Source organism: Bradyrhizobium sp. AS23.2 (assembly GCF_001908185.1).
GTDB lineage: Bacteria > Pseudomonadota > Alphaproteobacteria > Rhizobiales > Xanthobacteraceae > Bradyrhizobium.
This window is the reverse complement of sequence record NZ_LGHM01000125.1, coordinates 72,718-99,666: the sequence shown is the minus strand read 5'-3', so window position 1 is coordinate 99,666 and position 26,949 is coordinate 72,718. Positions and strand designations below refer to the sequence as shown.

The following is a 26,949-nucleotide window of genomic DNA, read 5'->3' as shown; positions in this document are numbered from 1 at the left end:
ATTTTAGCGTGCTGACGCGGGATGTCAGCACGCTCGCTAGAACCGCAATCGTAACCGGATGAGTGGTAGCGATGCGGGACTGCTTGTTCCCGGCGGTGCTCATCGGGCTAGGCGCTCTGGAGGGACGATGCAAGCTCGCCCTCACTTCTCCGCCAGATAGACCTCGCCCAGCAGCGACGAGTTCGACCACGGCACTTGCTTGTTCTTCGTGCTCGAGACGACCTCGGCCCGCACCCGCGTCAGCATCTGCTGCACCTCCAGGCCCGGTGTGACGAGATGACGGGAGAGGGCGGCGGAGAACGGTGAATTGGCGCCTTCGCCGTCGAGCGCAACCTGTCCCGGTGCGGTCGCGAAGGCGATCAGCGTGCCTGCGCCCAGTGTCGCGCCGGCACCCAGGCTCGCCGGCGCGGCGAGGCCCGGGGCGCCCTCGATCCCGCGATTGCTGCCGTCGGAGGCGACCTGCTGCGCCATCGGATTGTTGCGGCAGGCATCGAAGATCAGGATGTTGGTGCGGACCTGGTCGTCGAGACCGGCCATGATCGTATCCATGTCGATCATCGCCTCCGTCATGCTGCTGCCGGCCTTCAGCTCCACGTCGACGGGAATGAGATAGTTGCGGCCGTCGACCTGGACGCCGTGGCCGGCATAGTAGACCACCGCAACTTGCGCCCGCGCCGCCTCGCGCAGGAAGTCGCGCGTCACCTTCCTCATCGCGATGCGGTTGAGATCGACACCTTCCGACACGGTGAAGCCGATGTCGCGCAGGCTCTTCGCGACGGCGCGCGCGTCGTTGGGTGGGTTGGGCAGCGCCTTGACGTGCGCATAGGCGCCGTTGCCGATCACCAGCGCCATGTGCTTGCCTGGAGTAGCCGGGGCAGGCGAGGGCGCTGGCGCTGTGCCCGTCGGCTGTCCGGCCGATGCCGGCTGCGTCGTCGGCGACGGTGCATCGCGTGGGATCGACGCGGCTGCGTCCGTCAGCAGCGACAGCCGCACCTTTGCGGTGGCCTGGTTGGCCTTGCTGCCAGCATCTGACGCGACGATCGCGAGCGTCGCATTGTAGTCGTCCTTCGCATGCGCGTAGTCGCCTTTCGCCTCATAGGCCAGCGCACGATGGATGTAGCCCGAGATCAGCACGCTGTTCGGCGGCGTCATGATGTTGACGGGTGGCTTCTCCTTTGCGAGCCGTATCGCTTCGCTGCCATCGGCAATGGCACGGTCGAGATCGCCTTTTGCGCGCCAGATCGTAGTGCGGCTGATCAGCGGCTGCGGCAGCGTCGGGTCGAGCCTGATGGCCTGGTTGATGTCGGCGAGCGCGCCGTCGAGGTCGCCGAGTGCCTTCTTCGCGATGCCGCGGTTCTGGTACGAGAACGCCGAGTCCGGCTGCATCTTGATCGTGGTATCGTAGTCGGCGATCGCCTTGGCGTAGTCGCCCTTGCTGCGCCAGGCATTGCCGCGATTGTGGAAGATGATGCCGCTCGGCGGCCCGAGCTTCAGCGCATCGTCGAAATCGGCGATTGCGATGTCGTAGTCGCCCTTGTCGTAATAGGCCGATCCCCTGAGATTGTAGGCCGCCTGGCTCGGCTGCAGCCGGATCGCTTCCGTGGCGTCTGCGATGACCTTCGCGTAATCGCCCTTCTTGTTCCACCCGACCGCGCGCCAGAAGTAGATCGTCGCGAGCTGCTCTCCCCTGAACACCTTCAGCGCAAGGATCTTGTTGCAGGCGTCGATCATCTTGTCCGCTGGCGTGGTGTCGGTGGTGCAGAGCGGCCCAAGCTGGCTGCGCGCCTGCGTGTATGCCGGGACCGACCACAGGGTTGCGGCGAGCAGGCAGATCGCGGCGAGCAGACGGCGCATGGCGCTGGTTCCGTAAAGAGGAGAAGCGCTTGTTTGTTGCCCGGCGGAGCGTCGGGGTTCACGCTCTCGTCATTGGAAGTGGAGTCAAGCAGGAGGGGTATTCCCCCAGTGGGCAGAATTTGCTAGTGGGTGGGTCCCAACATTGCTGCCCACCGCTTCCCACCGATGAAGAACGACGAAATCCTGAGCCAAATCACCGAGTTCTGCCGCAAGGCGGACATGGCGGAATCGACGTTTGGCCGGCGCGCGGTGAACGATGGGAAGCTGGTGAACCGTCTCCGCGAGGGAAAGCGCATCACCATCGACACGCTGGAGCGGATCCAGGCCTATATGGCGGCATCGATGACCGGCGGCATGCCGCCGTCGCGGGGACTTCAGGTGCCTCCGGAAAAGCGCGATCCGCGCGGCAATTTCCGTTTCTTCGAGAACCGGCAGAAATACCTGCTGTTCGTCCACACCTGCAGCGAGAAGCGGGTCATCGCCGATCGCGTCGCGCTGGAGCTTGCCACCATCCATCCGCGCCCGCCGGCACTGCGGATATTCGACGCGGGCGTCGGCGACGGCACGGTGCTGGCGCGGGTGCTGCGTGCCACGCACCAGCGCTATCCAAACATGCCGTTCTATGTCGCCGGCAAGGAGCTCAGTCTCGAGGATCTGCGCCTGACGCTGGAGAAGGTGCCGGACCGCATTTTCGAGCATCCGGCGTCGGTATTCGTCTTCACCAACATGTTCTACTCGGAAGCGCCTTGGCTGACGCCGGCATCGCCTGCTGCGGCGGCCGCCACCGTCTGGCACGAGGTCCCATTGCGGGGCGCCTCGTCGGGAGAGTTCGAGCAGCAGATCGCCGAGCTCCGGCCATTCCTGGAGCAGAACTGGCGCGCCGCGATCAGCCCGCGCACGGCCATGCCGCTGTATGAGCGGCCCGTCGTTCTGGTGCTTTATCGCGAGGACCACAAGTTCCTGCTGGATTCGACCATTCCACGGCCGGGCCAGACCGAGGCCAATTTCGACCTCGTTATTGCATCCCAGCCATACCGCGCCCTGTCCTCGGTCAATTTCCGGGCAAAGCGGATCATTGCGCCCTTGGCTCGGGCGCTTCGGCCCGGAGGTCGCCTAATCGGTATTCACTCCCATGGTCATGATCCGGGCATGGAAATGATTCAGGCGATCTGGCCTGGAGAAAATCCTTTCTCGGTCAGCCGTCATGAGCTATTGCGCGCGGTGAAGTACGAGCTCGGATCGTTGGGCCGCGACCTAAATTTTAATGCTTACGCGGACAACCGTTCGATCTTCAGGTATGATATGGAAGCTCTGCCCAACGAGGTTACGGGTACCATCGGAACCTCGACGGCCTTTGCAGCATGGAATGCGGCGGTGTATGTCGCTCAAATCGAGGACGACCGATTGACAGATATGACTCAAAACGGCCGCACTCTGGATGCCGCCAGGGACGTGCTGCGAAAGTACAACGGGCTCTGGTTTTACGACGAGTCCTACGTCATCTCGCGACGGCGTGATTGACATAATCCAAGGTTAAACATCGCAAACGACCGCCGGCTAGCGGCGGGACAAGGGGTTACTGATGCGCGCGTCTTATCTTTTCACCAGCGAGTCCGTCTCCGAGGGGCATCCCGACAAGGTCTGCGACCGGATCTCCGATGAAATCGTCGATCTGTTCTACCGCGAAGGTCCGAAAGCCGGCATCGATCCCTGGCAAATCCGCGCCGCCTGCGAGACGTTGGCGACCACCAACAAGGTGGTGATTGCTGGTGAGACCCGCGGGCCGAAGTCGGTGACCAACGAGCAGATCGAAGGCGTCGTCCGCAACGCGATCAAGGACATCGGCTACGAGCAGGACGGCTTCCACTGGAAGACCTGCGACATCGAGATCCTCCTGCATCCGCAGTCGGCCGACATCGCGCAGGGCGTCGATGCGCTGCAGCCGGGCGAGGTCAAGGAAGAAGGCGCCGGCGACCAGGGCATCATGTTCGGCTACGCCACCAACGAGACGCCCGATCTGATGCCGGCGCCGATCTTCTACGCCCACAAGATCCTGCGCCTCATCTCCGAAGCGCGCCACTCCGGCCGCGAGAAGGTGCTGGGTCCGGACTCCAAGAGCCAGGTCACCGTGCAGTACGAGAACGGCAAGCCGGTCGGCGTGCGCGAGATCGTCGTCTCACACCAGCATCTGGTCGAGGACCTCACCTCCAAGCAGGTTCGCGACATCGTCGAGCCCTATGTGCGCGAGGCGTTGCCGAAGGACTGGATCACGCCGAAGACCATCTGGCACATCAACCCGACCGGCAAGTTCTACATCGGCGGTCCGGACGGCGACTCCGGCCTGACCGGCCGCAAGATCATCGTCGACACCTATGGCGGCGCGGCTCCGCATGGCGGCGGCGCGTTCTCCGGCAAGGATCCGACCAAGGTCGACCGCTCGGCCGCCTATGCGGCGCGCTACGTCGCCAAGAACATCGTCGCGGCCGGTCTCGCCGACCGCTGCACGCTGCAGCTCGCTTACGCCATCGGCGTGGCGCGTCCGCTGTCGATCTACATCGACACCCACGGCACCGGTAAGGTGCCGGAGGACCAGCTCGAGAAGGCCGCAGCGCAGGCGATGGATCTCACCCCGCGCGGCATCCGCAGTCATCTCGACCTCAACCGCCCGATCTACGCGCGCACTTCGGCCTACGGCCATTTCGGCCGCACGCCGGACAACGAGGGTGGCTTCTCCTGGGAGAAGACCGACCTCGTCGAGCAGCTCAAGCGCGCGCTCTGATTACCAACGTCATTCCGGGGCGCCGCGACAGCGGTGAACCCGGAATCTCGAACCGCTAGATTCCGGGTTCGCTCGTTTCACGAGCGCCCGGAATGACGAGTTAAACAAACAGGAACCTCCGCAATGAACGCGAAGCCCGGCTTCACCGATTACATCGTCAAGGACATTTCGCTCGCCGATTTCGGCCGCAAGGAGATCTCGCTCGCCGAGACCGAGATGCCCGGCCTGATGGCCACCCGCGAAGAGTTCGGCCCGAAGCAGCCGCTGAAGGGCGCGCGCATCGCCGGCTCCCTGCACATGACGATCCAGACTGCCGTGCTCATCGAGACGCTCGCCGCTCTCGGCGCCGACATCCGCTGGGTCTCCTGCAACATCTATTCGACGCAGGATCATGCCGCCGCCGCGATCGCTGCCGCCGGCATTCCCGTCTTCGCCGTCAAGGGCGAGACGCTGACCGAATACTGGGACTACACTGCAAAGCTGTTCGACTGGCATGGCGGCGGCACGCCGAACATGATCCTCGATGACGGCGGCGACGCCACCATGCTGGTGCATGCCGGTGCCCGCGCCGAGAACGGCGACACCGCCTTCCTCGACAAGCCGGGCTCCGAGGAAGAGGAGATCTTCTACGCGCTGGTCAAGCGCCTGCTCAAGGAGAAGCCGAAGGGCTACTTCGGCGAGATCGCCAAGAACATCAAGGGCGTCTCGGAAGAGACCACCACGGGCGTGCATCGCCTGTACGAGATGGCGAACAAGGGCACGCTGCTGTTCCCCGCCATCAACGTCAACGACAGCGTCACGAAGTCGAAGTTCGACAATCTCTATGGCTGCCGTGAATCGCTGGTTGACGGCATCCGCCGCGGCACCGACGTGATGCTGTCGGGCAAGGTCGCGATGGTCGCCGGCTTCGGCGACGTCGGCAAGGGTTCGGCCGCTTCGCTGCGCCAGGCCGGCTGCCGCGTGATGGTGTCGGAAGTCGATCCGATCTGCGCGCTCCAGGCCGCGATGGAAGGCTACGAGGTCGTGACCATGGAAGACGCCGCGCCCCGCGCCGACATCTTCGTCACCGCGACCGGCAACAAGGATATCATCACCATCGAGCACATGCGCGCGATGAAGGATCGGGCCATTGTCTGCAACATCGGCCACTTCGACAACGAGATCCAGATTGCCTCTCTGCGCAATCTGAAGTGGACCAACATCAAGCCGCAGGTCGACGAGATCGAATTCCCCGACAAGCATCGCATCATCATGCTGTCCGAAGGCCGCCTAGTGAACCTCGGTAACGCCATGGGCCATCCGTCCTTCGTGATGTCGGCGTCCTTCACCAACCAGACGCTGGCGCAGATCGAGCTCTGGGCCAACAACAAGGACGGCAAGTACGAGAAGAAGGTCTACGTGCTGCCGAAGACGCTCGACGAGAAGGTCGCGCGCCTGCACCTCGCCAAGATCGGCGTCAAGCTCACCGAGCTGCGCAAGGACCAGGCCGACTACATCGGCGTGAAGCAGGAAGGTCCGTACAAGTCGGACCACTACCGCTACTGAGACTTGAATTCGTTCGACGATCGACGCGAAGCCCCGGAGCGATCCGGGGCTTCGTTGTTTTGGCTGCCGCCTTGCCAGTCTCGTTACGGTTGTGTCGAGTGTCGATTGCCAGTTGACGAACGGCGTGGCCAGTCGGACAATCCTTGCCGGCGGAGGAACGCATGCAACAAGAACATTTCGACGTGCTTATTGTCGGGGCCGGCCTGTCCGGCATCGGCGCGGGTTATCATCTTCAGACCAAGTGTCCGGGCAAGAGCTACGTCATCCTCGAGGGTCGCGACTGCATCGGTGGCACCTGGGACCTGTTCCGCTATCCCGGCATCCGCTCCGACAGCGACATGTTCACGCTCGGCTATTCGTTCAAGCCGTGGACCGATCCAAAGGCGATCGCCGACGGGCCGCAGATCCTGAACTATGTGCGCGAGACCGCGGCCGAGAATGGCATCGAGAAGCACATTCGCTTCCGCCATCGCGTCAAGCGCGCGGCGTGGTCGACGCCGGACGCACGCTGGACCGTCGAGGCTGAGCGCATCACGGGCGAGGGCGCGACCGACATCGTGCGCTTCACCTGCAATTTCCTGTTCATGTGCTCGGGCTATTACAAATACGAGGCGGGCTATACGCCGGAGTTCAAGGGTGCGGCGGATTTCGCCGGCCGCATCGTGCATCCGCAGAAATGGACCGAGGACATCGACTACGCGGGCAAGCGCGTCGTTGTGATCGGCTCCGGCGCGACCGCGGTGACGCTGGTGCCGGAGCTCGCCAGGAAAGCCGCGCAGGTCACCATGCTTCAGCGCTCGCCGACCTATGTGGTGTCGCGTCCGGCGCAGGATCCCGTCGCCAATAAATTGCGCCGCAATCTTCCGGCGCGACTCGCCTACCACCTGATCCGCTGGCGCAACGTGATGTGGGGGATGTTCTTCTTCCAGCTCAGCCGGCGCCGCCCTGCGAAGGTCAAGGAGCTGGTCCTCAAGGGCGTTCAGATGGCGCTCGGCCCGGACTACGATGTCGCGACCCATTTCACGCCGCGCTACAATCCCTGGGACCAGCGGCTGTGCCTGGTGCCGGACGGCGACCTGTTCAAGGCGATCCGCGAAAAGCGCGCCTTCGTCGTCACCAACGAGATCGACACGTTTACCCATGACGGCATCCGTCTGAAGGACGGCAGCGAGCTTGCGGCCGACATCATCGTGACGGCGACCGGGCTCGTGCTCCAGGTCGTCGGCGGCCTCGAGGTCAGCGTCGATGGCCGCGCCGTCGATTTCGCCAGCACGCTGACCTACAAAGGCATGATGTATGCCGACGTGCCGAACATGGCGTCGGCCTTCGGCTACACCAACGCGTCGTGGACGCTCAAATGCGATCTCACCTGCGAATATGTCTGCCGGCTCATCAACTACATGGACCGGCACAATTTCCGGCAATGCATGCCGCACAATGACGATCCGACGATCACCGCACAGCCTTCGCTCGATTTCACCTCCGGTTACGTTCAGCGTTCGGTCGCGAAGATGCCGAAGCAGGGGTCGAAGCAGCCGTGGCGGCTGTACCAGAACTACGCCCTCGACATCGTCTCCTTGCGCTTCGGTCGGATCGACGACGGCGTGATGCAGTATTCCTGATCGCGCCGTCGCCCCGCGGTTATGCCTTGCGCGTTGTGAGCGCGAGCGCAAGATCGATCGCGAGTGCAAGCACCACGGCGCCGCCACCAAGTGCGAACAGGACCAGATAGTCGCCGCCGGTCTGCGCATAGATCCAGGAGAAGCCGTAGGCGGCGGCCGCCTGGAACAGCGCAAAGCTCGCGGTGGCGTGGCTCCATGTCGCGCGCTGCTGTTCGGCAGAGTGCGGGACGAGCTCATGGATGCGTCCGAGCACCAACGGCACGATGCCCGGCGTGAAGCCACCGACCACGACGCTCGACACGATCAGCGAAAGGGGGGGCCATGCTGACGGTCGGGAGCAGCACGGCGGCTGCCTCGATCAGGAAGGCCGCGCGTAAGGCCGGTCCGAAGCCGGATCTATCACCCAGATGACCGGTGACGAGCGGGCCCACGATCGCGCCGAGGCCGTACAGCACCCAGTAGCGCGATCCCGCGGCAATGCCCTGGCCGAGGCCGCGCGCCACGAAGTCGACGATGAAGACCATATGCGGCACCAGCGCCACCGCGTTGAGGCCGTATTGGATCAGCAGCGCACGGGTGGCGAGCGAGGCTTGATGGTGCTTCGCTGGATGCGAAGGCGGAGCATCAGCCTTCGGTTCCGCAGGCCAGTTCCACCAGCTCGCGAGCGTGAGCACGGCGGAGAGCACGCCGAGGCCGTACCAGCTTTGCTGCAAGCCCTGTTGCAGGAGCAGCGGCACCAGCGTCCCCGACGCGGCGACGCCGAGGCCCACGCCGGCAAAGATCACGCCGCCGACAATGCCGCGTCTGGCGGGCGAGGTATGCGGCAGAATGACGGAGGCCGCCAGCACCATGATGATTCCGCCGGTGAGGCCGGACAGGAAGCGCCAGGCGAAGAACCATGTGAACGACACCGGCGATGAGCTGGCGAAGAAGAAGAAAGAGAGGGTGGCGAGCAGCATCATCGCCCGCAGCGCGCGGACCGCGCCGAAGCGGGTGGCTGTGGCCCGCGCCGCGAGCGCGCCGGCGAGTTAGCCTGCAAGGTTCGCCGCGCCGAGATAAACGGCGTCGGACGCGCTGAACCACTTCGCTGCGATCAAGGCCGGGATCAGCGGCGTGTAGGAAAAGCGGGCGAGGCCAAGTCCGACCAGCGATGCCGACAGGCCTGCCACGGCATATCGCCAAGTCTGCTGTGAAGAAGTCTGCTGCGAAGAAGCTTGCTGTGAAGAAGTCTGCCCCGATTGTGAGGCCGATCCCGGCCGCTGATGCGGCCGGGTCTCGATTTGTTGCTTCGTACTTGCGTTGGTCATGCCATTCCCCTGCGCGCGATGGCGCACGGATCATCCTGCCTGGGCTGCGCGGCGGCGCCGGAATTCCAGCGCGGGCAGGCCGCCCCGGCCCCAATTGTCGGTGTCCACTTCCTCGATCACGACGAAGGTGGAATCGAGCGGCTTGCCGAGCACGTCGAGCAGAACCTGGCTCGATCCCCTGATCAGCGCGGCCTTCTCCTCCGCGGTGAGCGACGCCGCTCCCGGTGTCGTTCCCTCGCGGGTCACTTGAATGGTGACGATGGGCATCTCGTCTCTCCTCGGCGCTCAGTGGCCGGCGCTCTGGCCGCCGTCGACATGCAGGATTTCGCCGGTGACGAAGCTCGCATGCTCGAGATAGAGCACAGCGTCGACGATGTCGGACATCTCGCCCATGCGGCCGACCGGGTGCAGCGCGCCGAGCTGGGCGTGCGTCGCCACGGGGTGCATTGGCGACTTGATGATGCCGGGCGAAACCGCGTTCACGCGGATGCCGCGCTTTGCGTATTCGATCGCGAGCGACTTCGTTGCGGCGCTGAGGCCGCCCTTGCTCAGCGACGCCAGCACCGAGGGCACGTTCGAATTGGCCTGGTCGACCAGGGTGGTCGTGATCTGAACGACGTGGCCTGAGCCCTGCTTCTCCATCTCGGCGATGGCGAGCTGTGTCAGGCGGAAGAAGCCCGCGACGTTGATGCCCATCACTGTGGCGTAGTCCTCGGCGGTGTACTGCGTGAACGGCTTGGCGACGAAGATTCCGGCATTGTTGACCAGCGTGTCGACCCGGCCGAAGCGGGCGACGGCCTGCGCGACCACGCGCTCGGCGGTCTTCCAGTCGGCAATGTCGCCGGCCACCGCGAGGACGTCGTCGTCGCCAGACGGCTTGATGGAGCGCGCCGTTGCGACAACGCGGTAGTTGCGATCGCGATAGCCCTGGACCAGGGCGGCGCCGATGCCCTGCGATGCACCGGTGATGATGGCGACCTTCTGCTCGATACCCATGATGGGCTCCTGTTGTCGGCTTGAGAACCTGCGCCAGCACCGGCTGGCTTGCTCCCTGAGGTACGCCGTGGCGGCCCGGCTGCGAATACGCGCTGTCCGGCAGACACTCTTTCGCGGCGCGAACGAATGCCGGATCGGCGCCTGGCGGCGGTTGTCGTGGCCGGAGCGAACGCCTAGCTTGCGACCGGAATTTCACGGGGTGGCGGGAAGCATGGATCGTCTGGATGCGATGAAGGTGTTCGTCCTTGCGGTGGACGAGGGCAGCCTTGCGGCCGCGGGCCGCAAGCTCGGCCGCTCGCCGGCGGCGGTCAGCCGCGCCATCGCCTTCCTGGAGGAACGGGTCGGCGCCGAGCTGCTGCATCGGACGACGCGGTCGATCAAGCTGAGCGAGGAGGGCGAGCGCTACGTGGCGATCTGCCGCCGCGTGCTCACCGAGCTTGAGGAGGCCGACGACATCGTGGCCGGACCACGCACGGCGCCCCGCGGCCTGCTCACGATCACCGCCCCGGTAGTCTCGGGCGAGATGGTGCTGCGGCCGATCCTCGATGCGTTTCTCGACGCCTATCCGACGGTGTCGGCAAAGCTGTTGCTATTCGACCGCGCGGTCAATCTGGTCGAGGAGGGCGTTGATGTCGCGCTTCGCATCGGCCCCCTCGCGGATTCGGCGATGGTGGCGATGCGGGTCGGCGGGATCAGCCGCGTCGTGGTGGCAGCTTCGCGCTATCTGAAGCAGCATCCGCGCATCGCCGAGACCGGCGATCTTGCCAAGCATCAGATCGTGGCGATGGCGCATCTCCCCAATTCCTGGACCTTTGCGCCACAGGCAGGCTCTTCAGTGCCGCGCACCGTCCAGTTCACCCCGCGTCTCGTCGTCAACAGCACCTACGCGGCTGTGGCGTCCGCCGTCGCCGGGCGCGGCGTGGCGCGGATGTATTCATACCAGGTGGCTGAGCAGGTCGCGCGCGGCGAGCTCGAGATCGTCCTGGCCGGCGACGAGGACCCGGAGATGCCCGCGCATCTGATCTGCCCGCAGGGCCGGCTCTCAGTGCCCAAGGTGCGGGCCTTCAGTGACTTTGCCGTGCCCCGTCTGAGGAAGCACTTTGCGTTGCTGAAGAAGAGCGTCAGTGCGCGCTGAGCGGCTGCGCGCCCGCCAATGCGTTGTTTTGCGTATTCGGCCGCCGGCCTGAGTCAGCCATCCTTCCCAAACAGTTAACGCCGGATTAACCGGCAGGTCCTAGCCTGTCTCGGCCGGGGTTACTCGCAAGGCCGAGGTGAGCCCAATGGAAGCCCAGAAGATCGCGATCGACGCCGTCGTCGCGCTGACCGATTGCGACCGCGACGCCGTCAGCGCCTTCATCCGCCGGCTCTATCTCGCCGGCGTGACCGACCCCAAGCGCCTGACCTTCAAAGGCCTCCAGGCGCTGTCACGGGCCTGATCCGGTTCGTTTCGGCCGTTTTGAGCCTCAGGTTCCGCTCCTGGCTCTCCCCAGAGTGATTGCAACCCACCGGTGAATATCTTGCCGCTTGGGCCGGGTCGGGGTAGATGACGTCCCCGGCTGGGTCACCGGGGATCGGGGATATGCTGAAACAGCTTTTTGCGCCGCAACTTGTCATTCTCTATGTGCTCGCGGCATCGACGATTTACGTTCACTTCCGCGGCAAGCAGCGACTGCGCTTCGCGCGCCAGCTCGGCGATCACTCGACCTATCTCGCACCCTACAACGTGCTGATGTATGCGGGCTCGGCGGTGCCGAACAAGCCGGTGATCTCGGTCGAGCAGTTTCCCGAGCTCAAGCCGCTCAGCGAGAACTGGGAGACCATCCGTGACGAGGCGGTGCGCCTGTTCGACGAAGGATTCATTCGCGCAGCCGCCAAGAACAATGACTGGGGCTTCTATTCGTTCTTCAAGAGCGGCTGGAAGCGCTTTTACCTGAAATGGTACGATGACTTCCTGCCTTCGGCGCGGACGCTGTGCCCGAAGACGGTGGAGCTGCTCAACTCTATTCCGAGCGTGCACGGCGCGATGTTCGCGATGCTGCCGCCGGGCGGCAAGCTGGGAGCGCACCGCGATCCCTTCGCAGGCTCGTTGCGCTATCACCTCGGCCTCGTCACGCCGAACTCGAACAAGTGCCGCATCCTGGTCGACGGCGTCGAATGCGTCTGGCGCGACGGCGAGGCCTTCATGTTCGACGAGACCTTCATCCACAGCGCCGAGAATGCGACCGACGTCAACCGCATCATCCTGTTCTGCGACGTCGAGCGTCCGATGAAGTACGGCTTCATGACCGCAATCAACCGCTGGGTCAGCCATCACATCGTCAAGGCGTCGGCGACCCAGAACGTTGATGGCGAGAATGTCGGCGCGCTCAACAAGGTGTTCGGCAAGCTCTATGAGATCCATCTCGGCAGCCGCAAGGTCAAGGAGTGGAACCGCAACGTGTACTACACGCTGAAATATTCGCTGACGGCGTTGATTCTTGGCCTGATCGTGATGTCGGCGCTGCGGTGATCCCAGCGGTGCATTGAAAACCAAAAAGCCCCGGAGCGTGCTCCGGGGCTTTGTTTGTGGACCAGGCGATGATGTTACGCCGGCCGCGCGGCGGCATGGATGATCGTCCCCGCATGCTGGCCGCGCGCGTCCTTCGGCCCCGAGTGCGAATGTTGCTGCACACTCCGGTCCATGGCAACAAGGTTGCCGCGATTTAGCGAGCAAACATGGAGCAGGCAATGGCCCCGTTGCCACTTGCGAACGCCGAGATAGTGCAATTCTTCCGGGAGTGGCTGGAGACCTTCGCGGGCTATGTCCGCGAGGTCGACTACGCTTCGGCGCGGCCGCTCTTCCACCCGGATGTGCTGGCCTTCGGCACGCATAACGATGTCATCCCGGGCCTCGATCAATGGGTCTCGACGCAATGGGACAACGTCTGGCCAAAGACGACCGACTTCCGTTTCGTCCTCGATCAGACCTCAATCCTGGCGTCTCCCGATGGCACGATGGCGACGGTGATCACGCCGTGGACGAGCACGGGCTACCATCCCGATGGCAGCGCGTTTCCGCGCCCGGGCCGGGCCACCATGGTGTTTCTAGGGAATGCCGATGGCTGGCTGTGTGTGCATTCGCATATGTCACTCAACCGCGGTGTGCCGCAGGCCAGTCACGCCAATCGCCCGGTGAAGGCGCGGTAGAGCGGCCCTGGCGAGCTCTCAGCTTAGCCTTGGGCCCTTGGTGACCGACGAAAGTTCTATGTGCCATTTGCGGTTTGCCGGAACCCTCTGGCGCGCAAGTTGGTTTGTAACCAAACGACCCGGTCAGGGTTCAAACCGAAGGGGGGCGCGTCAGAAGGAGACGCTCCCATGACAACGCTCGGCCTCGACGCCGCCCAACTGTCCCCATCCGAGCATCAGATCCAGCTTCGCCGCGCCGTCATCGCCTCTACGGTGGGGACTGCGATCGAATGGTATGATTTCTTCCTCTACAGCACGGTTACGGGTCTGGTCTTCGCGAAGCTGTTCTTCCCGAATTCCGATCCCTGGGTCGGCACGCTCGAGGCATTTGCCATCTATGCGGTCGGCTTCGTCGCGCGTCCGATCGGTGCGGCGATTTTCGGACACTACGGCGATCGCATCGGCCGTAAATCGACGCTGATTGCGACGTTGCTGCTGATGGGACTGGCGACAGCGGCGGTGGCCGTGGTGCCGACCTATTCGAGCATCGGCATATGGGGCGCGGTGATCCTGACCGTGCTGCGCTTCATCCAGGGTGTTGGCGTCGGCGGCGAATGGGGCGGCTCCGTGCTGATGTCGATGGAATGGGCGCGCAACGACCGGTCCCGCGGATTGATCGCGTCCTGGCCGCAATTCGGCGTGCCCTGCGGCCTGTTCCTTGCCAACCTCGCCGTGCTGGCATTCAGCCAGATGGCGGGCGACCGGTTCCTGGCCTGGGGCTGGCGCATCCCGTTCGCGCTCAGCCTCATCCTGGTCGGCGTCGGTCTTTATATCCGGCTCGGCATCCTCGAAACGCCGGTGTTCTCCAAACTGCTGGCCGAGCGCCGGCTCGACCGCACGCCGATGCTGACGGTGATCAAGCAGCATCCGAAGGAGATCCTGCTCTCGGCCTTCGCACGCATGGCCGAGCAGGCGCCGTTCTACATTTTCACCGCGTTCGTCTTTTCCTACGGCATCGGCACGCTGCATCTCTCGCGCGACTTCCTGCTGACAGCAGTGTTGTCGGCCGCGGTGCTGTCATTCGTCACGATTCCGCTTTGCGGTCATCTGTCTGATCAGATCGGCCGCAAGAACATGTACATGGCCGGCGCGGTCGTCACCGGCATCTTCGGCTTCATCTACTACGCGATGCTCGATACCGGATCGGAGGTGGTCGTCTTCCTCGCGATCTTCCTGTCGCTGATCCCGCACGACATGATGTACGGTCCACAAGCCGCGTTGATCGCCGAGAGCTTCACCGGACGTCTTCGCTACAGCGGTGCGTCGCTCGGCTATCAGTTTGCATCCGTGATCGCGGGTGGCCCCGCGCCGTTGATCGCAGCATGGCTATTTGGCAGGTACGAGTCAGCGACTGCCATTGCTGTCTATATCGCAGCGTGCTCCGTTATCACGCTGGTCGCGACCGCGCTGATGACCGACTACACCGGCAAGGATATCAACGCCGTGGGCGCGCACGGCTCGCAGGCCTGAGACTGACTTCAGGAAAGCCGTTCTCACGAAAAAGCCCCGGACGCGACGTCCGGGGCTTTTGCAATTTCCGTGAATGCGAGGCCGGCCTATTCCGGCTGGCCGATCGACACCTTGAGCGTGCCGACACCGTCGACGCCGCATTCGAGCTTGTCGCCCGGCTGGAGTTGCGACACGCCGGCCGGTGTGCCCGTCATGATGATGTCGCCCGCGGCGAGCTTCACCTGCTGCGAGAGCTGCCAGATGATTTCAGGCACGTTCCAGATCAGCTCGGTGAGATCGCCCTTCTGTGCTTCCTTGCCGTTGACGGTGAGCCAGATCTTGCCCTTGGAGGGATGGCCGATCTTCGATGCCGGCTGCAACGCGGAGCAGGGGGCGGAGCCGTCGAACGACTTGCCGATCTCCCAGGGGCGCTCCTTCTTGCGCGAGGCGATCTGGAGGTCGCGGCGGGTGAGGTCGATGCCGACGGCGTAGCCGTAGACATGGTCGAGCGCCTTGTCGGCGGGGATGTTGAGGCCACCGCTCTTCATCGCCACGATCAGTTCGACCTCGTGATGCAGGTCCTTGGTTAGCGGCGGATAGGCAATGGTGGCGCCATCGGGCACCAGCATGTCGGCATGCTTGGCGAAGAAGAACGGAGGAGCGCGCTCGTCATTGCCCATCTCGCGGATGTGCTCGAGATAGTTGCGGCCGACGCACCAGATGCGGCGCACCGGATAGCGGCCGCTCTCGCCGACGACGGGAAGCGAAGCCTGCGGCGGAAGCGGAATGACGTAGGAGGCGGCGTTCATGAAGCGGTCTCGCTGCTCTTGAGGTGACCTTGGGGTGAGATGAATGCTATGCGGTTGCACTGACCGGCGCCAGCCCCAAAGGGCCGGCGTCGTGGTGTTGCAGTCGGAAGAAGGAGGCGTAGCGGCCGCCGCGGCGAAGCAGCTCGTCGTGCCGGCCCTGCTCGACGATCTCGCCGCCCTCGACCACCAGGATCGCATCGGCGTGCATGATGGTGTGCAGGCGATGCGCGATCACGATGGTGGTGCGGTTCTGGCAGAGGTGCTCGATCGCCTCCTGCACCTGCCGCTCGGATTCCGAGTCGAGCGCAGCGGTAGCTTCGTCCAGCAGGATGATCGGCGCGTTCTTGATCAGCGCGCGCGCTACCGCGATGCGCTGGCGCTGGCCGCCCGAGAGCTGAGTGCCGTGCTCGCCGACCGGCGTGTCGTAGCCGAGCGGAAAGCCCATGATGAAATCATGCGCGCAGGCCGCCTTCGCCGCCCCGATGATCTCGTCCTCGCTCGCGCCCGACCGGCCGAAGGCGATGTTGTTGCGGATGGTGTCGCGGAACAAATAGACGTCCTGGCCGACATAGGCGGTCTGTGCCCGCAGCGACTTGCGCGAGATCGCGTTGATCGACTGGCCGTCGATCACGATGTCGCCCTGCGTCACCTCGTAGAAACGCAGCAGTAGCGCCAGCACGGTCGACTTGCCGCCGCCGGACGGGCCGACCAGCGCGGTGACCTTTCCGGGCTCGGCGACGAAGCTCATGCGGTTGAGCACGGTCTCGCCGCTGCGATAGGAGAAGCTGACGTCGCGCAGCTCGATCCGCGCGTCGGACAGCTTTAGCGCCGGCTTGTCGTCGTCAGTGTGTTCGCTTGCCGGGCTGTCGACGACCTCGAGCAGCATGCGCGCGCCGACGAGCTGGCTGTTCAGGTCGATGTTCAGCCGCGCCAGCCGCTTGGCCGGCTCGGTCGCCATCAGGAAGGCGGTCATGAAGGAAAAGAATGCGCCGGGTGTGGCGTTGAGCGCGACCACGCTGTAGCCACCATAAAGCAAACAGCCGGCGACGGCGAAGCCGCCGAGCATCTCCATCAGCGGGTTGGAGCGATTGGCGACACGGGCCATCTTGTTGGCATTGCGCTCGACGATCGCGATGTTCTCGTCGATGCGGCTCTGCATCGTCTCTTCCAGCGTGAACGCCTTGACCGTGCGGATGCCCTGCAGCGACTCCTGCATCGTCTCCAGGATGTCGGCGGTGCCGGTGAACTGATTGTAGGCGAGGCCCTTGATGCGCTTGACCAGCTTGCGCAGCACCAGCATCGCCGGCGGCACCGCGACGAGGCCAATGAACGACATCAGCGGATCCTGCCACACCATCACGCCGATCATGGCGAGCAGCATCAGCAGATCGCGCCCGATGGCGTTGACCAGCATGTTGAGGACGTCGGTGATGGATTTGGCGCCGGCCGTCAGGCGCGCCAGGAATTCAGACGAATGCCGCTCGGAGAAGAAACCGACACTTTCGCTCATCAGCTTGGCGAAGAGCTGGCGCTGGTTGGTGGCGAGAATGGCGTTGCTGATCTTGGTCAGGATCACCATGTGGCCGTAGGTCGCCACGCCCTTGATGAACAGCAGCAGGACCGTGACGCCCGACAGCATCGCGATGCCCGGGATGTTCTTGTCGACATAGGCCTGGTTGATGACCTGGCCGAGCACGTAGGTCGCGCATGCGGTTGCGCCGGCGGCGACCGCCATCAGCGCGAAGGCGACGAGGTAGCGCCGCCAGTAGTTGACTCCTTGTTCCATGACCAGGCGGCGAATCAGGATCGCTGCCGCATAGGGATCGTCGGTGATTTTCTTTGGAAACTGGGCCATCCGCAGTCCATTGACGGCACAGGGAAAAGCCTGCCCGCGCGTCAGGGATCGAATGGCCTCTGTGCCCGCTAAAGCGGGGCTTTTCAAGCCCAATTAAGGGCTTGCGCCGGGACGGAATCTAGGCCGAGACGGCCTGGCGGAGTTCGCCATGGCGCTCGCGGAACAGCTTGTCCTCCCACGCCAGGGCGTGCGCGGCGATGGTCTCGAGATCGTCGTATTGCGGCTTCCAGTCGAGCAGGCCGCGGATGCGGCCGGTGTCGGCGACCATGGTCATGATGTCGCCCGCCCGGCGCGGCGCGTATTGCACGGCGAAACTGCGCCCCGAGACCCGGCGCACTGCGTCGATGGTTTCAAGCACCGAATAGCCGCGGCCGTAGCCGCAATTCAGCGTCGTCGAGGCGCCGCCATTGCGCAAATAAGCCAGCGCCGAGCGATGGGCCTGCGAAAGGTCCGTGACGTGAATGAAGTCGCGAATGCAGCTGCCGTCCTGGGTCGGGTAGTCGGTGCCGAACACGTCGATCTTGGCGCGCTGGCCGGTTGCGGCCTCGACCGCGATCTTGAGCAGATGCGTGGCGCCGACGGTGGCAAGGCCGATGCGCGCCTGCGGGTCCGCGCCGGCGACGTTGAAGTAGCGCAAGGTCACATATCGCATGCCGTAGGCGGAGGCGACGTCGTGCAGCATGATCTCGGTCATCAGCTTCGATGAGCCGTAGGGCGACAGCGGCCGCGTCGGCGCATGCTCTGGCACCGGCACCTGGTCCGGATTGCCGTAGACGGCGGCGGTCGAGGAGAAGATGAAGCGGTTGATGCCGCGCTTCACTGCGACGTTGAGCAGGTTGCGCGCGGTCATGAAGTTGTTGCGATAGTAGCCGAGCGGATCGCGCATCGAATCCGGCACGACGACCGAGCCGGCGAAATGGATGATGCTCTCGATATTGTGCTGGGCGATCACGCCCTCGACCAGGTTCTCGTCGCCGGCATCGCCAATGAACAGCGGCACGCCTTCCGGCAAATAGGCGGAGAAGCCGGTGGAGAGATCATCGATCACCACGACGTCCTCGCCGGCTTCCGCCAGCGCCAGGACCGTGTGACTTCCGATATAGCCGGCGCCGCCGGTGACTAGCACAGTCATGATCTCACCCGTCTTCGATCAACACCAATGCTAGCGTTTGCGCGGTGAAGAGGGGGTTTCGGCAGCCCTGAACTGGTCACTATGCTTAATGTTGCGTATAGGGGGCCTGCTAAACGGAGCATGACGTGGCGAATTCCCCGGACGGTCTGCAAGTGATCGTGCCAAATCTGCACAGGCGCTATTCCGGGGTCACCGCGACCAACCGGATGGTGGCGCCGCGGCTGGCAAGGCTGTTTCGCGCCGCGTGGTTCGGCTCGGACGCGCCGGAGGGGATCGCGCGCCTGAGCGCCGCTGATGTCCTGAAACTATGGCGCCGCAAGACGCCGCTGATCTGGCATGCGCGCCGCAATAACGAGATGATCGCGGGCGTGCTGTTGCGCGCGCTCGGCTGGCCGCTCAAGCTCGTGTTCACCTCGGCGGCGCAGCGACATCACAGCTGGATCACGCGCTGGCTGATTCGGCGCATGGACGCGATCATCGCGACCTCTGGCATCTCGGCCTCGTTTCTCAAAGTGAAGGCGACGGTGATCCCGCACGGCGTCGACACCGACGTCTATGTGCCGCCGGTCGATCGCGCCGCGGCTTTTGCCGAGAGTGGTTTGCCAGGCCGCTACGCGATCGGCTGCTTCGGCCGCGTGCGCGCGCAGAAGGGCACCGACGTGTTCGTCGATGCAATGTGCCGCCTGTTGCCGCGCTATCCGGATTTCACCGCCGTCATCGTCGGTCAGGTTACGCCGGAGCAAACGCCCTTTGCCAACGATCTAAAGAAGCGCATCGAGGCCGCCGGCCTGCAATCGCGCATCGTCATTACCGGCGAGCTTCCGATTGAAGCGGTGCAGCGCTGGTATCAGCGGCTGACTATCTACGCCTTCACCTCACGCAACGAAGGCTTTGGCCTGACGCTGATCGAGGCAATGGCGGCCGGCAGCGCGCTCGTCGCCGCGCGCGCCGGCGCGGCCGAGCTCGTGGTCGAGGATGGCGTGTGCGGCGTGCTGATTCCGACAGGTGATGCCGATGCGCTGGCTGCAGCGCTGGAGCCGCTGATGCGCGATGTGGCTGCGGCAACCGCGATGGGCGAGCGTGGCCGGGCACGCGTGCTCGCGAAGTTCAGCCTTGATGCGGAAGCGGCGCGGATCGGGGATGTCTACGGACCGCTGCTCTGATCGGCCGCTTTCGCGACCGCGAACAAAAATCTCGAAAACAACCCCATGCAAAGTAGACGGTGACAGCGGAATCAATGGCTTGACGGCCAATGCGATCCGTTGCGGATTTTACGAAATAAGTTTGACGCGCCGGGCAAAAACACCGGCACGATGGCATCATCGGTGCGAGCCTCGACGATCTCAGGTCTCAACCCGCGCCCCAGCCTCACTGAGCACCCGCTGCGCGATCGCCACCACCTCGGAGGCCGCGATGTCGCGCATGCAGCGGTGGTCGTTCATCCGGCAGATCGTGCTCTGGCAGGGCTGGCAGGACAGCACGCTCTTGTCCTGGACCACGGTTGCGGCAAGCCCGTTGAGGGGGGCCCAGAGGTAGGGGCTGGTCGGGCCGAAGATGCCCATGGTGGGCGTCCCCAGGGCGGCCGCGATGTGCATCAGCCCCGAATCGTTGGAAATGGCGACGCCGGCTGCGGCCATGGCCAGCACGCCGTTGCGCAAATCGTTGCCGGTTAGGTCCCGGACCCCCGGGCCACCCGCGGCGACGATCTCCTGGGCCAGCCCCTTTTCCGCGGGGCCGCCGACCACCCAGACCTCCAGCCCGCGCTCGACCAGTAACCGGGCAGCCTCGGGATAGTAGGTCCAGCGCTTGGAGACGCCGACCGAGCCGGGGGCCAGCGCTACAGCAGCCCCGGCGCTCAGGCCGTTGGCCTGCCGCCAGCGTGCGATCTCCTCCGCCGGAACCCGTAATTGCGGCACCGGCCATTCCGGGGGCAGGGGCGCGCCATCAGGCTGGGCGAGGGCGGCATTCTTGTCGATGAAACGGGGCAGCCGCTTCTCGCCCCAGCGCCAGCGGTTGATCAGGCCGAACCGGAACTCGCCGACGAAGCCGACCCGTTCGGGGATGCCGGCCAGCGCGGGCGCGATCGCTGCCTTCCAGGTCCGGGGCAGCACCAGGGCAGTGCCGTAGTTCCGCTCGCGCAGGAGCTTCGCCAGGCCAAACTGGCGGCCCACGGCGAGCCGGCTGCGCGGCAGGTCCCAGACGATCCCCTGGCGCACGCCGGGCATGTAGTCGACCAGCGGGGCGCACAGCGATGTGGTCAGGAGGTCGACCGGCCGATTCGGCCAGCGCTCCTTCAGGACCCAGACGACGGTGTGATTCCGGACGAAATCGCCGATCCACATGTAGGGAATGATCAGGATCGGGCGGGTGTCGCTCCGATCTGCATCTCCGCTAAGTTGCGAATCTTTGTTCATTTGTTAATAGGACCAAGGGTGCGCAAATATGGCGGTTCGGTTAGCCGCTCCGGGCCGGCAGGTAAAGCCGCTCGAGGCCCGATCCCAAAACCGCTTACACTTTGACGGATCATGCGCTACGGCAGGACCGGACCTTAGGAAATCAGGCAGGGAAGCTGGAATGTTGCTGGTGACCGGCGGGGCCGGTTTTATCGGATCGAATGTTGTTGCTGCGTTGAATGACGCCGGCCGCAGCGACGTCGTCATCTGCGATCTCCTCGGCGACGACGGCAAATGGCGGAACCTCGCCAAGCGGCAGCTTGTGGATATCGTCCCGCCGGCCGAGCTGCTCGACTGGCTGAAGGGCCGCAAGCTCGATGCCGTGATCCATCTCGGGGCGATTTCCGAGACCACCGCGACCGACGGCGATCTCGTGATCGAAACGAATTTCCGCCTGTCCATGCGTCTGCTCGACTGGTGTACCGCGAATGCTGTCCAATTCATCTACGCTTCGTCGGCCGCGACCTACGGCGACGGCGCGGAAGGTTTTGACGACGACGCCTCGCTGCCGGCGCTGAAGAAACTGCGGCCGATGAATCTCTACGGCTGGAGCAAGCACCTGTTCGATCTCGCCGTCGCCGAGCGCGTCGCGAACGGCGATCGGTTGCCGCCGCAATGGGCCGGGCTAAAATTCTTCAACGTGTTCGGCCCCAACGAGTACCACAAGGGCTCGATGATGAGCGTGCTGGCGCGCCGCTTCGACGACGTCAAGGCGGGCCGCGTCGTGCAGCTTTTCAAGTCGCACCGCGAGGGCATCGCCGACGGCGACCAGCGCCGCGATTTCATCTATGTCGACGACGTCGTGCGCGTCGTGATGTGGCTGCTCGCAACGCCCTCCGTGTCCGGGCTCTTCAATGTCGGCACCGGCAAGGCGCGCAGCTTCAGGGATCTGATGCTTGCGGCCTATGCGGCGCTCGGCGCCAGGCCGAACATCGAATACATCGACATGCCCGAGACGATCCGCGGCGCCTACCAGTACTTCACCCAGAGCGAGGTCGATCGCCTCTGCCGTGCCGGCTACAACGGTGGCTTCACGACGCTCGAAGACGCGGTGAAGGTCTATGTCGGGGATTATCTCGACAGGCCCGACCGCTTCCGCTGAGGCTCATCACCATGCCGACGCCCATCCTCGACTTCGATGCCCTCGCACAAGACATCGCGCGCCGAACGGTGCTCTGCATCGGCGATATCATGCTGGACGAGTTCGTCTACGGCGAGGTGTCGCGGATATCGCCGGAAGCGCCGGCGCCTGTCATCGCCGCGCAGCGCAGCGAGATCCATATCGGCGGCGCCGGCAACGTCGCGCGCAATGTCGCCTCCCTCGGCGCGCGCTGCATCTTCGTCGGCCTCGTCGGCGAGGATGACGCCGGTGCACGGCTCAAGGCCGCGCTCGAAGAACAGGCCGGAATCGAAAGCGTGCTGGTCTGCGATCCGTCGCGGCCGACCACACGGAAAGTGCGCTTCGTCTCCGAGCATTTCTCCACGCATATGCTGCGCGCGGATTGGGAGCAGGCGCTGCCAGCCTCCGACGCGGTCGAAACCAGGTTGATCGAGGCGATCCTGCCGCAGATCGCGCGCGCCGACATCGTGCTGCTATCGGACTACGCCAAGGGCGTGCTGACCGCGCGCGTGATCCGGCACACGATCGATGCCGCGCGAAAGCTCGGCAAGCCCGTGATCGTCGATCCCAAGAGCCTGAACTGGGCGATCTATCGCGGCGCGACGCTGCTCACGCCCAATCGCAAGGAGTTTTCGGAGGCCACGCGAAGCCGCGCCGACACCACGCAGAGCATCGTCGATGCCAGCGAGGATGTGATGCGGCTCGCCGATTGCGAGGCGATCCTGGTCACGCAGGGCGAGCACGGCATGACGCTGGTGCCGCGCGTTGGCAAGGCCGTCCATGTGCCGGCTTTCCCTGTGAAGGTGCGCGACGTCTCCGGTGCAGGTGATACCGTCGCCGCGGCGCTCGCAGTGTCGATCGCCGCAGGCGCGGACTGGGACACGGCGCTGCGCGTGGCAAATGCCGCCGCCGCCGTCGCCGTCGGCAAGCAGGGTACAGCCAGCGTGAGCGCGGCCGAGCTGCGGCGAAAGATCCTGCCGCATGCCTATCTCGCGGCCGAGGAGAAGATCGTCCTCGAACCGGGCGCGCTCGACGCGCAGCTCGCCGAATGGAAGAGGCTGGGCCAGCGCGTCGGCTTCACCAATGGCTGCTTCGACATCCTGCATCCCGGCCACGTCAAGGTGCTGACCGCGGCGCGCGCCGCCTGCGACCGCCTGGTCGTGGGCCTCAACAGCGACGCTCGGTGCGGCGGCTGAAGGGCGCCGATCGCCCCGTCCAGGACGAGCGCGCGCGGGGTGAGGTGCTGGCGGCGCTCGAAGCGGTCGATCTCGTCGTCATCTTCGAGGACGATACGCCGATCGACCTGATTACCCGGATCAAGCCGAGCGTGCTGGTCAAGGGCGGCGACTACACCCGCGAGCAGGTCGTCGGCCACGAGGTCGTCGAGGCTGCCGGCGGAACGGTGGTGCTGGTCGACATCCTCCAGGGCTTCAGCACGACGGCGCTGGTCCATCGCGCGCGGGGAGGGGCCAAGTGACGGCGCTTGTCCGGGAGACGACCTTCCAGATGCTGGGGCGGCGCTTGCGCAGCCCGGCAGCGTGGTGCGAGACGGCCGATCTGTTCGCTATCCTGACCGTGGCCTCGCTGCCCTGGTCGACTTCGCTCACGGCGATCTTCAACGCCATGTTCCTGATCTGCATGGTGCCGTTCCTCGATTTCAAGGCATTCCTGCAATCGCTGAAGCGTCCGGTCTCGGCGACGCCGATCGCGCTGTTCCTGCTCGCGCTGGTGGGAACGCTGTGGTCAGACGCAGCCTGGGGTATGCGCTTCTATGCAGTCAGTCCGGCGGTCAAGCTGCTCGTGCTGCCTGTCCTGCTCTACCATTTCGAGCGCTCGCGGCGCGGCCACTGGATCTTCATCGCCTTCCTGGTGTCCTGTGCGCTGCTGTCGGTGATGTCGTGGCTGGTCACATTCTTCCCGGGCCTTTCGCTGAAGCCCGGGGTCGACGCAGAGCGTGGCATCTTCGTCAAGAACTACATCGACCAGAGCCAGGAATTCACGCTGTGCGCGGTCGCGCTCGCTTATCCAATCGTGACGCTGCTGCGCGAGAAGCGCTACTGGTTCGCCGGGCTGCTCACGGTGCTTGCGCTCAGCTTCTTCGTCAACATGGCCTTCGTGGTGGTGTCGCGTACCGCGCTCGTCACCGTACCGATCATGATCGGTGTGTTCGCGCTGCTTCACCTCAGATGGCGCAGCATCGCGGTCATCTCGGCCGCACTGCTCGTCAGCGCAGTTCTCGCCTGGCAGGCTTCGCCGCAATTGCGTAAGACCGCCGACACCTTTTCCAGCGACTATCGGCGTTACACGCAGGAGAAGGTTCCGACGTCGATGGGCGAGCGGCTCGAATACTGGCGGAACTCAATCGAGTTCTTCGAACAGGCTCCGCTCGCGGGTCACGGAACAGGCTCTACCTTTGGGCTGTTCGCCAAGGTCGCCAAGAGCGCGGACTGGCTCAAGGGCGCCAGGGTGTTTCCGAATCCCCATAACCAGACCCTGGCCGTCGCCGTGCAATGGGGCATCATCGGAATCGTCGCGCTCTATGCGATGTGGCTCGTCCATCTGCTTTTGTTTCGCGGCGACGGGCTGGCCAACTGGATCGGGCTTCTGGTCGTGGTGCAGAATATCTTCACCTCGTTGTTCAACTCCCATCTGTTCGACTTCCACGAGGGCTGGATGTACGTCATCGGCGTCGGCGTCGCAGGTGGCATGGTCATCCGCGAGCGGCAGGCCACACCGAAGGCGGTGGAAGCCGGTTCCTGAACGGCCGCGCGGCTGGCAAGTCTGGTTCTGGCAAGTCTTGTTCTGGCAAGTCTTATGCTGGCAAGTCTCGCCGAGATGGGCTATCAGCGCGGTCAGGTTGCAACTAACGGGATTTTCATCGGTCGGCGGATGACGCGTCTCTCGCATCTCACTATGCGCAATTTCCTGATCGCGCTCCACGACCTGCTGGCAACCACGGCGGCGCTGTTCGCCGCTTTCTATCTGCGCTTCGAGGGCGGCCAAGGCTTCTTCGATCGCCTGCCGCTCCTGTTTCAGATCCTGCCTTACTTCCTCGCCTTCAGCGTGGTCGTGTTCTTCATCTTCAACCTGACCACGACGAAATGGCGCTTCATCTCGCTTCCTGATGCGTTGAACATCATCCGCGTCGCGACGGTGCTGACAGTTGCTCTCCTCGTGCTCGACTACGTCTTCGTCGCGCCCAACGTCCGCGGCGCCTTCTTTCTCGGCAAGGTGACCATCGTCCTCTACTGGTTCTTCGAGATCTCCTTCCTCAGTGCAGGGCGGTTCGCCTACCGCTATTTCCGCTATACGCGGGTACGACGTCACGCGAGGCACGAGGACGCCGCGCCGACGCTGCTGATCGGCCGGGCCGCGGATGCCGAGGTGCTGTTGCGCGGCATCGAAAGTGGGGCGATCAAGCGCATCTGGCCGGTCGGCGTGTTGTCGCCGTCGACCTCCGATCTCGGGCAGTTCATCCGCAACGTGCCGGTGCTGGGCGGCATCGACGATGTCGAAGACGTCATCGCCGACTTCGCCAAGCGCAACAAGGCGATTGCGCGCCTCATCATGACGCCGTCGGCGTTCGAGCCGGAAGCGCATCCGGAATCGATCCTAATGCGGGCGCGCAAGCTCGGCGTGATCGTCAACCGCATGCCTTCGCTCGAGAGTGGCGATACGCCGCGGCTCACGGCCGTCGCGGTCGAGGACCTGTTGCTGCGGCCGAGCGAGAAGATCGACTATGCACGCCTCGAAGCCCTGATCAGGGGCAAGGCGGTGATCGTCACCGGCGGCGGCGGCTCGATCGGTTCCGAGATCTGCGAGCGCGTCATCGCCTTCGGCGCCGCGCGCCTCCTGATCGTGGAGAATTCCGAGCCGGCGCTCTATGCCGTCACGGAAGCGCTCGCCGCGCACGGCTCGGCCGCAGCGATCGAGGGGCGGATCGCAGACATCCGCGACCGCGAGCGCATCACGCGCCTGATGACCGAGTTCAAGCCGGACATCGTGTTCCACGCCGCCGCGCTCAAGCACGTGCCGATCCTCGAGCGCGACTGGAGCGAGGGCGTCAAGACCAACATCTTCGGCTCGATCAACGTTGCCGACGCAGCGCTTGCTGCCGGCGCCGAGGCCATGGTGATGATCTCGACCGACAAGGCGATCGAGCCGGTGTCGATGCTCGGCCTGACCAAGCGCTTCGCCGAGATGTACTGCCAGGCGCTCGATCATGATCTTGCGGCAGGGAGCGGCGGTGCCAAGCCGCCGATGCGGCTGATCTCGGTCCGGTTCGGCAATGTGCTGGCGTCGAACGGCTCGGTGGTGCCGAAGTTCAAGGCCCAGATCGAGGCCGGTGGTCCCGTGACGGTGACGCATCCCGACATGGTGCGCTACTTCATGACCATCCGCGAGGCCTGCGATCTCGTCATTACGGCGGCAACGCACGCGCTCGGAACGGTGCGCTCGGACGTCTCGGTCTACGTGCTCAACATGGGCCAGCCGGTCAAGATCGTCGATCTCGCCGAACGCATGATCCGCCTCTCGGGCCTCCAGCCCGGCTACGACATCGAGGTCGTGTTCACGGGCATGCGGCCGGGCGAGCGCCTGCACGAGATCCTGTTCGCATCCGAGGAGCCGACCCGCGAGATCGGCGTTGCCGGCATCATGGCCGCGCAGCCGAACGAGCCACCGATGCAGACGCTGCGCAAGTGGATCGCGGCGCTGGAGCAGGCGATTGCGCGCGACGATCGTGCCACCATCAGGACGATCCTGAAGGATGCGGTTCCGGAATTCGGGTCGACCGCGGCCTGA

20 protein-coding genes and 2 pseudogenes are annotated in these 26,949 nt (G+C 64.5%); 14 read left to right on the top strand and 8 right to left on the bottom strand.

Translation table 11 applies throughout. The annotated features are described in order from the left end of the window. Positions 1-141 precede the first annotated feature (141 nt). Positions 142-1,854 (bottom strand): caspase family protein, encoded by a 1,713-nt coding sequence (locus AC630_RS26025; protein ID WP_074121261.1) that lies wholly within the window; start codon positions 1,852-1,854, stop codon positions 142-144. 165 nt (positions 1,855-2,019) lie between these two features. Between AC630_RS26025 and AC630_RS26020 the strand changes: the two genes are divergently transcribed. The 4 genes from AC630_RS26020 (at position 2,020) to AC630_RS26005 (ending at position 7,800) form a co-directional block, all read left to right on the top strand. After that, complete coding sequence (locus AC630_RS26020; protein WP_074121260.1) at positions 2,020-3,375, top strand: hypothetical protein; 1,356 nt, start codon at positions 2,020-2,022, stop codon at positions 3,373-3,375. A 61-nt stretch (positions 3,376-3,436) separates the two neighbouring features. Further along, positions 3,437-4,633, top strand: coding sequence for a methionine adenosyltransferase (gene metK, locus AC630_RS26015; protein ID WP_074121259.1), 1,197 nt, complete (start codon positions 3,437-3,439; stop codon positions 4,631-4,633). A gap of 123 nt (positions 4,634-4,756) precedes the next feature. Next, the gene (gene ahcY / locus AC630_RS26010; RefSeq protein WP_074121258.1) at positions 4,757-6,178 is read left to right on the top strand and encodes an adenosylhomocysteinase; all 1,422 of its coding nucleotides are present in this window, start codon (positions 4,757-4,759) and stop codon (positions 6,176-6,178) included. A 161-nt stretch (positions 6,179-6,339) separates the two neighbouring features. Beyond that, on the top strand, positions 6,340-7,800 hold the full coding sequence (locus tag AC630_RS26005; RefSeq protein WP_074121293.1) for a flavin-containing monooxygenase: 1,461 nt from the start codon (positions 6,340-6,342) through the stop codon (positions 7,798-7,800). A 19-nt stretch (positions 7,801-7,819) separates the two neighbouring features. Here the strand turns inward: AC630_RS26005 and AC630_RS26000 are convergent. The 3 genes and pseudogenes from AC630_RS26000 to AC630_RS25990 all read right to left on the bottom strand — a co-directional run bounded on the left by AC630_RS26000 (position 7,820) and on the right by AC630_RS25990 (position 10,103). Beyond that, positions 7,820-9,107, bottom strand: a pseudogene (locus AC630_RS26000) (YbfB/YjiJ family MFS transporter). Between the two features lie 30 nt (positions 9,108-9,137). Further along, the gene (locus AC630_RS25995; protein ID WP_074121257.1) at positions 9,138-9,374 is read right to left on the bottom strand and encodes a tautomerase family protein; all 237 of its coding nucleotides are present in this window, start codon (positions 9,372-9,374) and stop codon (positions 9,138-9,140) included. Positions 9,375-9,392: 18 nt separating this feature from the next. Then, positions 9,393-10,103 carry an SDR family NAD(P)-dependent oxidoreductase gene (locus AC630_RS25990; protein ID WP_074121256.1) on the bottom strand — a complete coding sequence of 237 codons (711 nt, stop codon included), beginning with the start codon at positions 10,101-10,103 and terminating at the stop codon, positions 9,393-9,395. Positions 10,104-10,314: 211 nt separating this feature from the next. Here AC630_RS25990 and AC630_RS25985 point away from each other — a divergent pair, with 211 nt between their 5' ends. From AC630_RS25985 to AC630_RS25970, 5 genes are all read left to right on the top strand, one after another. After that, positions 10,315-11,238, top strand: a complete 924-nt coding sequence (locus AC630_RS25985; RefSeq protein WP_074121255.1) for a LysR family transcriptional regulator — start codon at positions 10,315-10,317, stop codon at positions 11,236-11,238. A gap of 145 nt (positions 11,239-11,383) precedes the next feature. After that, on the top strand, positions 11,384-11,539 hold the full coding sequence (locus AC630_RS45630) for a hypothetical protein (RefSeq protein WP_167561284.1): 156 nt from the start codon (positions 11,384-11,386) through the stop codon (positions 11,537-11,539). A gap of 143 nt (positions 11,540-11,682) precedes the next feature. Further along, a complete protein-coding gene (locus tag AC630_RS25980) occupies positions 11,683-12,612 on the top strand; it encodes an aspartyl/asparaginyl beta-hydroxylase domain-containing protein (protein WP_074121254.1) in 930 nt (309 codons plus the stop codon). Between the two features lie 218 nt (positions 12,613-12,830). Further along, positions 12,831-13,289: a YybH family protein gene (locus AC630_RS25975; RefSeq protein ID WP_074121292.1), complete on the top strand. Its 459-nt coding sequence runs from the start codon at positions 12,831-12,833 to the stop codon at positions 13,287-13,289. A 168-nt stretch (positions 13,290-13,457) separates the two neighbouring features. Continuing rightward, entirely contained in the window at positions 13,458-14,798 is a 1,341-nt protein-coding gene (locus tag AC630_RS25970; protein WP_074121253.1) for an MFS transporter, read from the top strand. Positions 14,799-14,884: 86 nt separating this feature from the next. Here the strand turns inward: AC630_RS25970 and AC630_RS25965 are convergent, their stop codons facing one another. The 3 genes from AC630_RS25965 to galE all read right to left on the bottom strand — a co-directional run bounded on the left by AC630_RS25965 (position 14,885) and on the right by galE (position 18,573). Then, positions 14,885-15,586 carry a fumarylacetoacetate hydrolase family protein gene (locus AC630_RS25965; RefSeq protein WP_074121252.1) on the bottom strand — a complete coding sequence of 234 codons (702 nt, stop codon included), beginning with the start codon at positions 15,584-15,586 and terminating at the stop codon, positions 14,885-14,887. 46 nt (positions 15,587-15,632) lie between these two features. Beyond that, positions 15,633-17,441, bottom strand: a complete 1,809-nt coding sequence (locus AC630_RS25960) for an ABC transporter ATP-binding protein (RefSeq protein WP_074121251.1) — start codon at positions 17,439-17,441, stop codon at positions 15,633-15,635. Positions 17,442-17,559: 118 nt separating this feature from the next. Beyond that, on the bottom strand, positions 17,560-18,573 hold the full coding sequence (galE, locus tag AC630_RS25955; protein WP_074121250.1) for a UDP-glucose 4-epimerase GalE: 1,014 nt from the start codon (positions 18,571-18,573) through the stop codon (positions 17,560-17,562). Between the two features lie 125 nt (positions 18,574-18,698). On the opposite strand from galE, the gene AC630_RS25950 reads away from it, so the two are divergent. Next, positions 18,699-19,736, top strand: a complete 1,038-nt coding sequence (locus AC630_RS25950) for a glycosyltransferase family 4 protein (RefSeq protein WP_074121249.1) — start codon at positions 18,699-18,701, stop codon at positions 19,734-19,736. A gap of 180 nt (positions 19,737-19,916) precedes the next feature. On the opposite strand, the gene waaF is transcribed toward AC630_RS25950, so the two are convergent. Then, positions 19,917-20,987, bottom strand: a complete 1,071-nt coding sequence (waaF, locus tag AC630_RS25945) for a lipopolysaccharide heptosyltransferase II (RefSeq protein ID WP_074121248.1) — start codon at positions 20,985-20,987, stop codon at positions 19,917-19,919. 160 nt (positions 20,988-21,147) lie between these two features. Here waaF and rfaD point away from each other — a divergent pair, with 160 nt between their 5' ends. The 4 genes and pseudogenes from rfaD (at position 21,148) to AC630_RS25925 (ending at position 26,949) form a co-directional block, all read left to right on the top strand. Then, positions 21,148-22,128: an ADP-glyceromanno-heptose 6-epimerase gene (gene rfaD / locus AC630_RS25940; RefSeq protein ID WP_074121247.1), complete on the top strand. Its 981-nt coding sequence runs from the start codon at positions 21,148-21,150 to the stop codon at positions 22,126-22,128. A gap of 11 nt (positions 22,129-22,139) precedes the next feature. Next, positions 22,140-23,623, top strand: a pseudogene (rfaE1, locus tag AC630_RS25935) (D-glycero-beta-D-manno-heptose-7-phosphate kinase). Further along, entirely contained in the window at positions 23,620-24,906 is a 1,287-nt protein-coding gene (locus AC630_RS25930; RefSeq protein WP_074121246.1) for an O-antigen ligase family protein, read from the top strand. The pseudogene rfaE1 and the gene AC630_RS25930 overlap by 4 nt, the downstream one beginning before the upstream one ends. A gap of 129 nt (positions 24,907-25,035) precedes the next feature. Beyond that, positions 25,036-26,949 carry an SDR family NAD(P)-dependent oxidoreductase gene (locus AC630_RS25925; RefSeq protein WP_074121291.1) on the top strand — a complete coding sequence of 638 codons (1,914 nt, stop codon included), beginning with the start codon at positions 25,036-25,038 and terminating at the stop codon, positions 26,947-26,949.